This window comes from Ensifer sp., assembly GCF_035999135.1.
GTDB lineage: Bacteria > Pseudomonadota > Alphaproteobacteria > Rhizobiales > Rhizobiaceae > Ensifer.
Genome location: NZ_DASYGZ010000170.1, coordinates 21,511 through 35,917 on the forward strand (window position 1 = coordinate 21,511; position 14,407 = coordinate 35,917).

Below are 14,407 nucleotides of genomic sequence, written 5' to 3' on the forward strand. Positions count from 1 at the left end.
GCGTTAACGTTCATTTCGGGAACGGGCTCGAGCCAAAAATATGAGGCGGGCCGAAAATCTGGGGGAATGCGGATGGTTCGCGTCAGGCGAGAAACCGTCGTTGGTATCCTTGTGACGTCGCTGCCGCTTCTGGCAGCCGCCGCCGTCGCCTCGCTGTTCTTTCCAGGCAGCGGCGAGCGCCTGGTGACGCTCTACATGATCAACGTCATCGCCGTGCTCGGCATCGGCATCTATGCCGGCAATTCCGGCATCGTCTCCTTCGGCCACGTCGGCTTCATGGCGATCGGCGCCTATGCGTCCGGCCTGTTGACGTTGAACCCGATCATCCAGAAGACGGCGCTGCCTCACCTGCCTGAGTGGCTTGCGGGCATGGGCATGCCGTTCCTGCCGGCGCTTCTCATCGCGCTTGTCGTGGTCGCGCTCGTGGCCGTGCTGATTGGCATTCCGGTGGCGCGGCTTGGCGGCTCCTCGGCCTCGATCGCCACGCTCGGTTTCCTCGTCATCGTGCACGTCGTGCTCGTCGCCTCGACCGATTTCACCCGCGGCAGCCAGACGTTCTTCGGCATCCCGCGCGCGGTCAATCTCTGGGTGGCATTGCCCTTTGCCATCGCTGCCGTGGCAATTGCGCGCCTCTACAGGGATTCGAGCGCCGGCCTGAAGCTGCGGGCATCGCGGGAGGACGAGATTGCGTCCACCGCCGTCGGCGTCAATGTCAAGCTGCACCGCTTCTTCGGCTGGGTTCTCGGCGCCGTGCTTGCTGGCGCCGCCGGTGCGCTGCTTGCCCATTTCCTCGGCGCCTTCTCGCCCAAGGACTTCTATTTCAACCTGACCTTCATGCTGCTGGCCATGCTGATCCTCGGCGGCATCACCACCGTCTCGGGTGCCGTCGGCGGCGCTGCGGTCATCATGCTGATCGTTGAACTGCTGCGCAAACTCGAGGGCGGCGTCGATCTCGGCTTCCTGAAACTGCCGACGGTCTTCGGCCTCACCGACATCGGCATCGGCGTGGCGATCCTCGTTGTCATGTACCGCCTCCAGGACGGCCTCTTCGGCGTGCGCGAGCTTGACGAGCGTTTCGGCTGGTTCAAGGGCTTGAAGGCGAAGAGCCCCGCGCCGGTCGACGCGTCGGCCACGACAGCGGCCTCGACACCCGGCCAGGGCACGCTGAGGGTCGAGAATCTCGGCAAGAAATTCGCCGGTCTCGTCGCGCTCGAAAACGCCAACTTCGATATCAAGCCCGGCCTCGTCACCGGCCTGATCGGCCCGAACGGGGCAGGCAAGTCGACGCTGATCAACAGCGTCTCCGGGGTGGTGCCACCGTCGAGCGGACGGGTGCTGATCGACGGCCAGGACGTCGCCGACCTGCCGGTTCATTCCGTCCCGGTGGCGGGACTTGCCCGCACGTTCCAGAACATCCGGCTGTTCAAGAACCTCACGGTCCTGGAAAACGTCACGGTCGCGGCAAGCGCCTTGAAGGCCAATGGTGAGGATCCGGCCGCCCGCGCGCTGGCCGTGCTGGCAGAGGTCGGACTTGCGGAGTTTGCCGACCGGCTGGCCGGCACGCTTTCCTATGGCGCCCAGCGGCGGCTTGAAATCGCCCGCGCACTGGCGCTGAAGCCGCGCTACCTTTTGCTCGACGAACCGGCCGCCGGCATGAACCCGGCCGAGACCGAGGAACTGATGCGCGTGCTGGACCGCATCCGCGTAAAATACCGGCTTGGCCTGCTCGTGGTCGAGCATGACCTGAAGCTGATCATGCGGCTCTGCGACGTCGTCGTCGTGCTCAACAAGGGCCAGCAGATCGCCATCGGCACGCCGGTGGAGATCCAGGCCAATCCCGATGTCATCGAGGCCTATATCGGCCGCCGTCGGTCGACAGCGCAGGCGCGGGGCGAAGCCGCGGTCATGTCCGATATTCCGTCCGGTGCGCCGGGCCTTCACAAACCTGCATAATCAAAAGAGGGAGCTTTCCGGATGAAAAAGAACGTCAGGGCCCTGTGCCTCACCACCATTCTCGGCGGCATCGCACTGTCGCCGCTGCCAGCCCTTGCCGAAGACCTGGTCATCGGCCTTGCAACCGCCCAGACCGGCGGCCTTGCGCCCTACGACCAGCCATCGCTGAAGGGCCTGGAAATGGCCGTCGAGGAAATCAACGCGGCCGGCGGCGCTGCCGGCAAGTTCCCGATCAAACTGGTCGCAAAAGACACCCGCTCGGATGCGGCCCAGACGGCGCTGGTCGCGCAGGAGCTGGTCGACGAGGGCGTCAAGATCGTCATCACCCCCTGCGACGCCGATCCGTCGATCGCCGCCGGCCAGGTGACCCAGGCTGCCCAGATCCCGGCCTTCTCCTTCTGCGCGACGACCCCGACCATGCCGCTCGCCGTCGGTGACTACATGTTCGGCAACTATCCGGCCGACAACGTCCAGGCCTCGGTGCTTGCGACCTACGCCGCCGAGAAGGGCTACAAGAAGGCCTATATCCTGAAGTCGCCGGACAGCGCTTATACTCTCAAGCTCCCGGAATATTTCGGCGTTGCCTTCAAGGCCAAGGGCGGCGAGCTGCTCGGCGAAGGCACCTACAGCATGGGTCAGCAGGACTTCGGCGCCGAGGTCACCAAGATCAAGGCGATGAACCCGGCGCCCGACGTGATCATGACCGCAGCCTACGAGCCTGATTTCCCGGCCTTCATCCGCCAGCTGCGTGGCGCCGGTGTCACCATTCCGATCCTCGGCAGCGACGGCATCGATTCACCGACCACCTTCGGCCTCGGCGCCACGGTCGACGGCGTCGTCTTCACGACGGCCGGCTTTGCCAGCGAAGGCAGCCCGCTTGCCGACTTCAACGTGAAGTACAAGGAGAAGTTCGGCCAGGAGCCGGACACCGTCTATATCGCCAACGGCTACGACCTCGGCAAGGTCATCGACGCGGCGGTGACCGAAGCCAACAGCATCGACCCGGTCGCCATCCGCAACGCGATCGCCTCGCTCGAAAACGTCCAGGGCGTCACCGGCCCGATCAGCTACGCCGGCACGCAAGGCATGCCGATGCGCTCGGTATCGCTGGTGCAGATTGAGAGCGGCAACCGCCAGCTGATCAGCCAGGGCGTTCCCGTCGCCGCCGACGTTCCGGCACCCTGATCGGTCGATCCGGCGTTCCCCGATTTTGCCGGGGAGCGCCTTTGCCACCGCTCTCTTGCAATCCACGGCAAGGACTTTGCCCCGATGATGATGCGTGACATTGCCGTTCCGAAGCCGCTACTGGAAGTGAGCGGCCTCAAGGTCGCCTATGGTGCGGTCGAGGCGCTGAAGGGCGTCGATCTCACTGTCGGCAAGGGACAGATCGTGACCCTGCTCGGCGCCAACGGCGCCGGCAAGAGTTCGACCCTGAATTCGCTTGTCGGTCTCGCGCCGAAGAAGGCAGGACGCGTCACGTTCAACGGCCAGGATATATCGGGCTTGCCGCCGGAACAGATCGTCCGGCTCGGCATGACGCTGACGCCGGAGGGGCGGCGGATCTTTCCAAGCCTGACGGTCGACGAACATCTGCTTCTCGGCGGCGCCATGCACAAAGCGCGCGGCGCGATTGCGCAGGTGCGCGAGGACATGCTGTCGCGCTTCCCGATCCTCAAGGAACGGCTGACGCAGAAGGCCGGCTCGCTGTCCGGCGGCGAACAGCAGATGCTCGCCATCGCCCGTTCGATGATGTCTTCGCCGGATCTTCTGTTGCTGGACGAACCGTCGCTTGGCCTTGCGCCGCAGATCGTCGACTTGATCTTCGACCTGATCGCGGGCTTGAGGCAAAAGGGGCTGACGATCCTGCTGGTCGAGCAGAACGTGTCGCTGTCGCTTGAGATCGCCGATGCCGGCTATGTCATGGCCAATGGCCGGATCGTGCTTTCGGGAAGCGCTGCCGAACTTCGCAATTCAACTGAAATCCAGGGCGCCTATCTCGGCGCCTGAGCCGAGTGCGTGGAGGATCAATTCATGGACATGTTCCTGCAGCAGCTCGTCAACGCGCTCAGCCTCGGCGGCACCTACGCGCTTCTCGCACTCGGCCTTGCGGTCGTCTTCTCGATCATGGGGCTGATCAACTTCGCCCATGGCGAACTGATGACGGCGGCCGGCTACGGTCTCTGCTTCGCACTCCTGCTCGGCCTGCCGTTTCCGCTTGCGGTCTGCGGCGCCCTTCTGATTGCGATCGCGCTCGCCATGCTGATGGAGCGCGTCGCCTTCAGGCCCGTGCGCGGTGCCAGCGGCACGACGCTGCTCCTCACGAGCTTTGCCGTCAGCGCCATCCTGCGGGTGATCTTCCAGAACTTCATTTCCGCAAGGCCGAAACCGGTGCCGATGCCCGAGAGCTTTTCCGGCACGATCGAGATTGGCGGCCTGCATCTCGGCCTCATCCAGGGCACCTCGATCCTGGTGACGATCATCATGCTCGTCGGCCTCAACCTCTTCCTGCGCACCACCGTGCTTGGCCGGGCCATGCGCGCGGCTTCGGAAGATTTCGCCATCGTGCGGCTGATGGGCATCCGCGCCAATGCGGTGGTCGCCACCGCCTTTGCGATCTCCGGCCTGCTTGCCGGGGTCGCCGGCATCCTCTGGGTGGCCCAGCGCGGCAGCGTCGATCCGCTGATGGGTTTCCTGCCGGTGCTGAAAGCCTTCATCGCCGCCATCATCGGCGGCCTCGGCAGCCTTTCGGGCGCCGTCGCCGGCGGCTTCCTGCTCGGCTTCATCGAAGTGTTCCTGCAGGCCTATCTGCCGGAAAGCCTGCTCAGCTATCGTGACGCTTTCACCATTCTCTTGGTCATCGGCGTTCTGCTGTTTGCGCCGCAGGGGCTGCTTGCCCGCAAGACGATCGTCAAGCTCTGACCAGGTTGCGGCCGCCGCCGCAGTGCCCTGCATTACTGAACCAGGCAACTGACGGACACCGATTTTCTCTCAATGCCCACCTCGGACTCCTCATCCTCGCCCTTGTGGCGGGGATCCAGCGACCCGACGTCCGTCGGGTCATAAACTCTTTTCAGTCCAAGGACTTGGGCTGACTGGACCCCTGTGACAAGCACAGGGGTGAGGGAGATCGTGAGGGTGCCCCTCAGAATTTCCCAATCCATCGCGAGTGAACCGGGCTATTGGACATTGGCAGTGGCACCAATGGCCACAGGTCAGCTTCCCGCGGCCAGATGCGCTTCGGCCTGTCAGGCTGAACGCAATCGCTTTTCGTTAACGCCAAAAACGAAGACGCCGCGGGGAGGGCCGCGGCGTCTCGTTGGCGCTTCTCTCTCGATCGAGCAATTCCGAACGAAGACCCGTCGGAATTGCTCGCGGGATCAGCGTGCAGGCGGAGCGTACATCAAGCCGCCATTGCTCCAGAGTTTGTTGAGGCCGCGGTCGATCTTGAGCGGGCTGTCCTTGCCGAGATGGCGCTCGAAGACTTCGCCGTAGTTGCCGACGGCGGACACCGCCTGATAGGCCCATTTCGGATCGAGACCGAGCGACTTGCCGGCTTCGTTCTCGATGCCGAGGAAGCGCTTCTGCGCCGTCGTGCCGCTTTCGATGATCTTGGCGGCATTCTCCTTGGTGATGCCGAGTTCCTCGGCCTCGGTCAGCGCAAACAGCGTCCAGCGCACGATCTTGAACCACTGATCGTCGCCCTGGCGAACGGCGGGGCCGAGCGGCTCCTTGGAGATGACTTCCGGCAGGACGACGAAACGATCGGGGTCGTTGAGCGTCAGGCGCTGGGCATACAGGGCGGAGGCGTCGGTCGAATAGACATCGCAGCGTCCGGTGTTGAAGGCCTGGATCGTCTGGTCGGCCTTCTCAAAGGCGATCACCTGGTACTGGATGTTGTTGGCGCTGAAATAGTCCGCCATGTTCTGCTCGGTCGTGGTGCCGGTCTCGGTGCAGACGGAGGCGCCAGAAAGCTCCTTGACGCTCTTTACGCCAAGGTCGTTGCGGATCATGAAGGCCTGGCCGTCATAGTAATTGACGCCGACGAAGCTCATGCCGAGGTCGGTGTCGCGCGACAGCGTCCAGGTGGTCTGGCGCGACAAAAGGTCGGCTTCGCCCGACTGCAACGCCGTGAAGCGCTCCTTGGTCGAGAGCGGCACATATTTCACCTTGTCGGGATTGCCGAGTGCTGCGGCTGCGACCGCGCGGCAGAAATCGATGTCGAAGCCGCTCCATTCGCCCTTGTCGTTGGGCGCGGAAAAGCCGAGCACGCCCTGGCTGACGCCGCAGCGAAGCTCGCCGCGCTCCTTGATCACGTCGAGCGTACCGGCGTTTGCGGCGGTGCCGGCCAGGGAGGCCGCGCTCGCCAGCGCTAGAATTCCAAGTTTCATTGTCCTGTTCTCCTCTTTTTTCATGTTTTGGGCATGCGTCTTCACCGCCCGGATGCGTGTCCTGCATCCCGGTCAATTCGTTCAGTGCGTTCTGCTAGTGCACCGGCCTCAGCCGAGTGTTTTCGATACGTCTTCGAAGGTCTCCTCGAGCACGGCGATCAGATGATCGGCATCGCGCTTCGAGAAGATCATCGGCGGGCGCATTTTCAGGATGTTGTCATGTGGGCCTTCGGTGCCCATCAGCACGCCGCGACGGCGGGCGCCATTGGAGACGGCCCGGGCAAATTCGGTGGCCGGCGCCTTGGTCTTGCGGTCCGTCACGAGCTCGATGCCGAGGAAGAGGCCCATGCCGCGCACGTCGCCGATCACCGCGTAGCGCGCCTGCATGGCGCGGAAGGCGTCGATCAGATAGTTGCCGATCGCAAGCGCGTTGCCGCGCAGATCCTGTCCCTCGATGACGTCGAGCACGGCGAGGCCGACGGCGCAGGAGACCGGGTTGCCGCCGAAGGTGTTGAAGTACTCCATGCCGTTGTTGAAGCTGTCGGTAACCTCGCGGGTGGTCACGACGGCGGCGAGCGGATGGCCGTCGCCGATCGGCTTGCCCATGGTGACGATGTCGGGCACGACCCCTTGTGTTTCGAAGGCCCACCAATGGCTGCCGACACGGCCGAAGCCGACCTGGACTTCATCGGCGATGCAGACGCCGCCGGCCTCGCGCACCATCCGGTAGACTTCCTTCAGATAGCCTTCCGGCAGGAACACCTGGCCGGCGACGCTCGGAATAGACTCGGCGATGAAGAAGCCGGGCCCTTCGCCCTTGGTTTGCATCGTCGCGATCAACTCGGCGACGCTTTCGGCAAAACGCTTGCCGTGCTCCTCGGCCGGCCAGTCCGCCGGCGCATGGTAGCTGTCGGGGATGGTTGCCACATGCACATGTGGCTTCGGACCCTTGCCGCCCTTGCGGCGGAACTTGTAGGGGCTGATATCGATCAGCTCCTGCGTCGTGCCGTGGTAGGACCAGTCGAGCGTAATCGCATTCTCGCGGCCGGTATGGGCGCGCATCAGGCGGAGCGCGAGACTGTTGGCCTCCGAGCCGCTGTTGACGAAGCCGGCGACGGTCAACTCCTTCGGCAGCGTCGCCGTCAGCCGCTCGGCATAGGCGACGATGTTGTCGTGCAGGTAACGGGTGTTGGTGTTGAGGACTGCGGCTTGCCTCGCCATCGCCTCGACGACGGCCGGATGGGCGTGGCCGATGTGGCAGACATTGTTGAAGCAGTCGAGATAGGCGCGCCCGCTGTCGTCGATCAGCCACACGCCTTCGCCGCGCACGAACTTGATCGGCTTTTCGTAGGAGATCGAGAGGTTCGGCAAGAGCAATTCCTTGCGACGCCTGACGATCTCCTCGTGCGAGCGGCCCCTCTTCTCGTAAAATTCCTCGGCGATGCCGCCAAAGGTTCGGGCATCCGGGAAGAGCTCGGCCCAGACGTCGAGAAACTGCGGCTCGCCGACGCCGAGGATTTCGGTCGCCGTCAGGCTGGTGTCGGTCGAAAGCTGCAGGTGCAGATGCGGCGCCCAGCCGCCATTTTCCTTCGGAGCACCCATCTCGCCGACCAGCGCGCCGGCTTCCAGCCGGTCGCCAGCCTTGATGCGGTCGAGCGCTTCGTGCGCCATGTGGCCCCACAGCGTGACGAAGGGCGGGCAGCCCTCGGGCTCGTGACGAAGCGCGATCAGGCAGCCGTAGCCGAGCGGGTCTTTCTCGATCTCGACGCTGACGACGGTGGCGGCAAGCGGGGTGAACACTTTTGTGCCTGATGCCATGAACAGGTCGAGGCCGAGATGGCGTGTGCGGCGGGTGTGGTCGATGAAGCGTGAGACGAACATCTCGCCGGCATAAACGGTGCGCTCTTCGGCGAAGGGGCCGATGCCGAGGGTTATGCCATGCTCGCGGCAATGGTCGTCCCAGATCGCCTGGGCTTCATCCGGCTGTTCGCCGGCGGATTTCACCGTCATCGGATGCGTCGGATCGCCATAGGGCACGAGTGCCGCCGGATAGGTGGCGGCGGGGCGCTCAAGCAGCGGCTTCAGCGATTTGCGGTTGGCGTTGATCCAGGCGATGACATCGCGGGCGCCGGGCGTTGCCTCGAAGCCGCAGGCATGCCGCAGGATCGCCGTGGCGAAACGCGGGTTCATCCGGTCGAGCTTGCGCAGCAGCGTCCAGGCCGGACGCTCGCTGATCGCGAGATAGGGGTTGTCGTCGGTGTGGGCGCGACGGGACGCCGAGATGGTGACGGAGGTGACGAGCCTGATGGCGATGAGATCGAACAGAAGGTCGATCTCTTCTTCCGCCAGCGGGTATTCCTGATGAAAGCCGCGGGCGATTGCAGCGGCCGCGCCGATCGGATCGGGATGGTCGAGCCCGGCATAGGCGGCGGCGATCGCGACCTCGGCGATTATGGGCGCATGCAATGCGTCGCCGAAATCGATGAGGCCGGAAATGGTGTCGTGGTCGGCCTTGGCGACCAGCACGTTCCAGTCGTTGGCGTCGTTGTGAATGACGGCGGCGCGAAGGGTGGCAAGGCGCGGCGCGACCGATTTTTCGAAGCGGGCGAGAAAGCGCTGAAGCAGGGCGCGGTCGTCGGCCGACGCGACATGATGCAGCCGATCGGCCGAGCGGCCCGCATGGCGGATGTCCCAGTCGAGGTCGCGCAGCGCGCCCGGATGCATGAAGCCCTTGAGCGAGGCGTCGAAGCGGCCGAGCATCTGCCCGAGCGACTGCAGGGCTGCATCGCTGCGCGCCGTTTCGGCGAGCGGCAGGCCCTCGACCCAGCTGACGAGCCGAAGGCGATGGGTGACGCCGCGCGCACTTGTGATCGAAGCGAGGCTCGCGCCGTCGATCGTCGGGCGGATATGCGGCACCGGCAGATCCGCGGCATGAGTGCCGACGTGGCTGAGAAGCGCCGTCTGAAAATCGCTTTCGGCAACGGGTTCGGCGCCGTTGATGATCTTCAGAATATAGGTGCCGCCCCTTTCGGTCTCGACCTTGAAATTCTGGTCGCGTTCGCTCGCAAGCAGCGACAGCGCGCCGGTCAGGCCATAATGCTCTTTTAGCAGTGCGGCTGCGGCATCGGTCGAAAAGTCAGGTGTCGTCGTCAGCATATCGTTCATGGGGACCCTCATCTATCAGCGAGAGTTACATGAGCGGCGACGCGATGCATCCGGCATTATGCCGGTTGCACCGGCATAATGTTTATAATAACCGTCATCTTGTCGGCGCGATCAAGGGGACCGGATATGCAGGACATCGACGCGATCGACCGCACTATTCTCAGCATCCTCTCGCAGGAGGCGCGCATCCCGATGAAGTCGCTGGCTGGCCGGATCGGGCTGTCGAGAAGTGCCACGACCGAGAGGGTCGGCCGGCTCGAAAAGGCCGGCATCATTCGTGGCTATCGCGCCGATATCGGGCAACTGGAGGAGGGCACCATCCAGGCCTTCCTGCTGGTGACCCTGAAGCGCACACCATCGATCGGCGTGCTTGATCGGCTTGCCGGCTTTTCGTCGGTGCGCAAGGTGTCCTCGGTCAGCGGCCAGCTGGATCTCGTCGTCGAAGTCGAGGTCGGCTCGATCAATGCGCTCAACGAACTGCGCAACGAGGTGGCGACGATGGACAATGTCGAGGACCTGACGACGTCGATCGTGCTCAGAAGAGATATCGAGCGCAGCTGAGTCGCCAGAGTTCCTCTAACCCTCGCTCAGCATCTCCGTCTGCGGCCCCAGCCGTTCGATGAGCGAGCGGCGCACCCGGCCGATGTCGCGCATCGGCGGCTCGCCGAAATGGCGCGCATATTCGCGGCTGAACTGCGACTGGCTCTCGTAGCCGACCTGATGGCCGGCATCACCGGCGTCGAGCAGTTCCTCCAGCATCAGCCGCCGCGCTTCCTGAAGACGAAGCTGCTTCTGGTATTGCAGGGGGCTCATGGCGGTAATCGCCTTGAAATGATGATGCAGCGACGACACGCTCATGGAAACGCGGTTGGCGAGGTCGTCGATCCTGAGCGGCCGCGAATAATGTTCCTTCAGCCAGGCGACGGCGCGGCCGACCTGATGCGGCTGGCTGTCGGTTGTCGCCATCTGCCTGAGGCGGTGGCCGTGTGGGCCGGTCAAGAGCCGGTAGAGGATTTCCTGTTCGATCAGCGGCAGCAGGGCCGGGATATCGTCCGGCCGCTCGAGCAGGCGAAGCAGGCGCAGGGCCGCGTCCTCCAGATCGGGCCTGATCTTGCTGACGCTCATGCCGCGCGCCGAGGCGCTCGGCGCCGGCAGCTGCGAAAGCGAGGCAAGCAGGGCCTGGATCTTGCCCGGGTCGAGCGTGAAGGCCATGCTGAGATAGGGTTCGTCAGCCGAGGCCTGGCAGACCTGGGAGAGAACCGGAAGGTCGATCGAGGTCAGCAGATAGTCCGAGGCACCGTAGATCAGCGTCTCGTCGCCCAACACCACCCGTTTCGCGCCCTGCACGATGATCGCCAGACTGGGCCTGTAGGCAGAGCAATTGACAGGCGCATCGCCGCCGTGGCGGTGCAGGGTCAGGCCGGAAATCCGGGTCATGTGGTCGCCATCGCGGTCGGCGAACCGGGCAATGACCTCGATCATCTCGGGACGGGCAGTCTGTCGCAGGTCTGTCATAATCTACGGTCTTTCCAGCGGCTTAGCATTGTGTGAGGCAACGCTCAGATAGGGCGTCGACGTGCCATCTCCAGGACCCCTCTGTCAATCTTGTAGGATCGTGCAAAAACTTTGCAGGATCGCTCTAACGCTTGTCGTGCCTGCGCCCCCATAGTCCGAAGTGCGTCAGGCCGGACTCCCTCCGGGCCTGCACCCTTTCCCAAAATGAGGACAGACTGATGGCCATTGCAAGAGGATATGCGGCGACCGATGCGTCGAAGCCGCTGACACCGTTTACCTTCGAGCGCCGGGAACCTGCCGACGACGATGTGGTGATCGAAATCAAATATTGCGGCGTCTGCCACTCCGACATCCACCAGGCCCGCAACGAATGGGGCAATTCCGCCTTCCCGATGGTTCCCGGCCACGAGATCGTCGGCATCGTGACGGCGGTCGGCTCGAAGGTCACGAAGTTCAAGGTGGGCGACCGCGCCGGCGTCGGCTGCTTCGTCGATTCCTGCACCACCTGCGCCACCCGTGACCTCGACCTGGAACACTACATGCCGGGCCTGATCGTGACCTATAACGGTGTCGAGGCCGACGGCAAGACGCCGACACAGGGCGGCTATTCCGACCATATCGTCGTTCGGGAAGGCTACGTGCTTTCGATCCCGGAAAACCTGCCGCTCGATGCATCCGCACCGCTTCTTTGCGCAGGCATCACGCTCTATTCGCCTCTGCGCCACTGGAAGGCCGGTCCCGGCAAGAAGGTCGCGATCGTCGGCATGGGCGGCCTCGGCCACATGGGCGTCAAGCTGGCGCACGCCATGGGGGCTGACGTCACCGTGCTCAGCCAGACCCTTTCCAAGAAGGAAGACGGGCTGAAGCTCGGCGCCGACCACTACTACGCCACCAACGACCCGGAAACCTTCACGGCGCTGGCCGGTACGTTCGACCTGATCATCTGCACGGTTGCCGCCGAGATCGACTGGAACGCCTACCTCAACCTGTTGAAGGTCGATGGCGATCTGGTGCTGGTCGGCATTCCGGAAAATGCGGTTCCCGTGCACGCCTTCTCGTTGGTCCCCGCGCGCCGCAGCATTTCCGGCTCGATGATCGGCTCGATCAAGGAAACCCAGGAAATGCTCGACTTCTGCGGCAAGCACGACATCGTCTCGGAAATCGAGACGATCCGCATCCAGCAGATCAACGAAGCCTATGAGCGGGTCGTCAAGAGCGACGTGCGCTACCGCTTCGTTATCGATATGGCGTCGCTGGCGGAGTGACGCGTTTGCGGCATCTAATTGAGGGATGCCGCGCCCTTGGGCGGGGCGGTGGGTGGTGACACCCCCCTCTGCCCTGCCGGGCATCTCCACCACAAGGGGGGAGATCGATTTGGGGCAATGCTCCGATCCACCTTTGGACCGAGCACGGGTTCAGGGTGTCCGCTGAATGCCGCAATTATCCTATAACTGCGGCGATGATCTACCGCTCATTAAACCGCTACGATGATCCACCACTCATTGTCGGGCAGAGGGGGGCACCTCCGCACCAGGCGGAGCAAAGCCTCCTTCAAACGAGCGGCAGCGGCCCGTCGTTCTTGATCTCTTCCATCACGGCATAGGTGCGTGTTTCCTTGACGCCCGGCAGCGTCCAGAGCACCTGGCCGAGGAAGTTGCGGTAGGCGGCCATGTCTTCGAACCTGGTCTTCACCAGATAATCGAAGCCGCCGGCCACCATGTGACACTCGAGCACGGCCGGCGCCTGTTTGACGGCGGCGGCGAACTGGTCGAAGACGTCGGGCGTCGTCTTGTCGAGCATGACCTCGATGAACACCAGCAGGCCGAAGCCGAGCTTCTGCGGATCGAGCCTCGCACCGAAACCCGAGACATAACCTTCCTTCAGCAGCCGGCGCAGCCGCTCGCTGGTCGCCGTCGGCGACAGGCCGATGCGGTCGGCAAGCTCCAGATTGGTGATGCGCCCATCCGCCTGGAGAATGTTGAGAATGCGACGGTCAATCTTGTCGATCTGATGCATGGAGCCTCCCATCCGTGCCTCAGGCGGCAAGTCGCGTTTCCGCGAGCTTCACCCAGTAGGAGATGCCGTGCGGGATGGCTTCGTCGTTGAAATCATAGGCCGGATGGTGCAGCCCAGCGGTGTCGCCATTGCCCATGAAGACGAAGGCGCCGGGGCGGGCGTTCAGCATGTAGGAGAAGTCCTCGCCACCCATCATCGGGTCGAGCGACGGCTTGACATTGGTGTCTCCGGCGATCTCGGCCGCCGCCTTGAGCGCATAGCCGGTCTCGTCGGCATGGTTGACGGTTACCGGATAGTTGCGGTTGTAGGCGACGTCGACCGTGGCGCCGTAGATGCCGGCGACGCCCTCGGCGATCGTGCGGATGCGCGCCTCGCCGATGTCGCGTACCTCGGGCATCAGCGTGCGCACGGTGCCGCCGAGGATCGCATCCTCCGGGATGACGTTATGGGCGAAGCCGGCGTGGAACTTGGTCACCGAGACGACGACGGAGGCGAGCGGATCGACGGTGCGGGACGCGATCGTCTGCAATGCCGTGACGATCTGGGTGCCAACGACGATCGGGTCAATCGTCTTGTGCGGCTGGGCCGCATGGCCGCCGCGGCCCTTGATGGTGATGGTGAACTCGTCGGTGGAGGCCATGATCGGACCGACGCGGCTGCCGAACTGGCCGACGGGCATGCCCGGCATGTTGTGCATGCCGTAGACCTCGGCGATCGCGAAGCGCTCCATCATGCCGTCCTTGACCATCTCGTTGCCGCCACCGCCGCCTTCTTCGGCCGGCTGGAAGATAACCGCGACATTGCCGGCGAAATTGCGGGTCTCGGCCAGGTACTTGGCGGCGCCGAGCAGCATGGCGGTGTGGCCGTCATGGCCGCAGGCATGCATCTTGCCTGATGTTTCCGACGCCCAGGGCTTGCCGCTGGTCTCGGTGATCGGCAGCGCGTCCATGTCGGCGCGAAGGCCGATGGTGCGGCCAGCGCCGAGATTGCCGCGGATGAGGCCTACGACGCCGGTGCGCCCGAGACCCGTCACGACTTCGTCAACGCCGAATTCCTTCAGTTTCTTTTCGACGAAGGATGCCGTATTTTCGACCGCGAACAGGAGCTCCGGGTTCCTGTGCAGGTGGCGCCGCCATTCGGCGACTTCGTTCTGGAGCTCGGTGGCACGGTTGAGTATCGGCATCGGTTCGTCCTGTCGGTCTGTTCGATCACTAGAGTATCTGCGGTGGATTGGCAGCGGCCCGCGTGAATGGGCTTTGCCATCTCATCGCCATATAGGCTAAATAGCCGGACGAGACGAGGCAACAGCGGATTTTCGAGGTCCTATCGTGGTGACAGCAGGATTTTTCACGCGTGGCAAGATGAAGGCG

Annotated in this window: 11 protein-coding genes; 6 read left to right on the forward strand and 5 right to left on the reverse strand. The window is 63.8% G+C overall.

The features are described from left to right. The first annotated feature begins 72 nt into the window (after positions 1-72). The 4 genes from VGO12_RS22180 to VGO12_RS22195 all read left to right on the forward strand — a co-directional run bounded on the left by VGO12_RS22180 (position 73) and on the right by VGO12_RS22195 (position 4,872). Entirely contained in the window at positions 73-1,953 is a 1,881-nt protein-coding gene (locus VGO12_RS22180; RefSeq protein WP_327514904.1) for a branched-chain amino acid ABC transporter ATP-binding protein/permease, read from the forward strand. Between the two features lie 21 nt (positions 1,954-1,974). Further along, positions 1,975-3,138, forward strand: coding sequence for an ABC transporter substrate-binding protein (locus tag VGO12_RS22185; RefSeq protein WP_327514905.1), 1,164 nt, complete (start codon positions 1,975-1,977; stop codon positions 3,136-3,138). An 84-nt stretch (positions 3,139-3,222) separates the two neighbouring features. After that, positions 3,223-3,960, forward strand: coding sequence for an ABC transporter ATP-binding protein (locus VGO12_RS22190; protein WP_327514906.1), 738 nt, complete (start codon positions 3,223-3,225; stop codon positions 3,958-3,960). 24 nt (positions 3,961-3,984) lie between these two features. Next, positions 3,985-4,872, forward strand: a complete 888-nt coding sequence (locus VGO12_RS22195; protein ID WP_327514907.1) for a branched-chain amino acid ABC transporter permease — start codon at positions 3,985-3,987, stop codon at positions 4,870-4,872. A 458-nt stretch (positions 4,873-5,330) separates the two neighbouring features. Here VGO12_RS22195 and VGO12_RS22200 read toward each other — a convergent pair whose 3' ends face one another. Next, complete coding sequence (locus tag VGO12_RS22200; RefSeq protein WP_414650762.1) at positions 5,331-6,341, reverse strand: amino acid ABC transporter substrate-binding protein; 1,011 nt, start codon at positions 6,339-6,341, stop codon at positions 5,331-5,333. Between the two features lie 108 nt (positions 6,342-6,449). Next, entirely contained in the window at positions 6,450-9,506 is a 3,057-nt protein-coding gene (locus VGO12_RS22205) for an aminotransferase class III-fold pyridoxal phosphate-dependent enzyme (RefSeq protein WP_327514909.1), read from the reverse strand. Positions 9,507-9,584: 78 nt separating this feature from the next. Here VGO12_RS22205 and VGO12_RS22210 point away from each other — a divergent pair, with 78 nt between their 5' ends. Further along, the gene (locus VGO12_RS22210) at positions 9,585-10,067 is read left to right on the forward strand and encodes an Lrp/AsnC family transcriptional regulator (RefSeq protein WP_327514910.1); all 483 of its coding nucleotides are present in this window, start codon (positions 9,585-9,587) and stop codon (positions 10,065-10,067) included. Between the two features lie 15 nt (positions 10,068-10,082). Here the strand turns inward: VGO12_RS22210 and VGO12_RS22215 are convergent, their stop codons facing one another. Beyond that, positions 10,083-11,021 carry an AraC family transcriptional regulator gene (locus VGO12_RS22215; protein WP_327514911.1) on the reverse strand — a complete coding sequence of 313 codons (939 nt, stop codon included), beginning with the start codon at positions 11,019-11,021 and terminating at the stop codon, positions 10,083-10,085. Between the two features lie 218 nt (positions 11,022-11,239). Here VGO12_RS22215 and VGO12_RS22220 point away from each other — a divergent pair, with 218 nt between their 5' ends. After that, a complete protein-coding gene (locus VGO12_RS22220) occupies positions 11,240-12,286 on the forward strand; it encodes an NAD(P)-dependent alcohol dehydrogenase (RefSeq protein WP_327514912.1) in 1,047 nt (348 codons plus the stop codon). A 286-nt stretch (positions 12,287-12,572) separates the two neighbouring features. On the opposite strand, the gene VGO12_RS22225 is transcribed toward VGO12_RS22220, so the two are convergent. Both VGO12_RS22225 and VGO12_RS22230 read right to left on the reverse strand, forming a co-directional pair. After that, the gene (locus tag VGO12_RS22225) at positions 12,573-13,037 is read right to left on the reverse strand and encodes an Lrp/AsnC ligand binding domain-containing protein (protein ID WP_034806518.1); all 465 of its coding nucleotides are present in this window, start codon (positions 13,035-13,037) and stop codon (positions 12,573-12,575) included. Positions 13,038-13,056: 19 nt separating this feature from the next. Next, positions 13,057-14,220: a M20 aminoacylase family protein gene (locus VGO12_RS22230; protein ID WP_327514913.1), complete on the reverse strand. Its 1,164-nt coding sequence runs from the start codon at positions 14,218-14,220 to the stop codon at positions 13,057-13,059. Positions 14,221-14,407 lie beyond the last annotated feature (187 nt).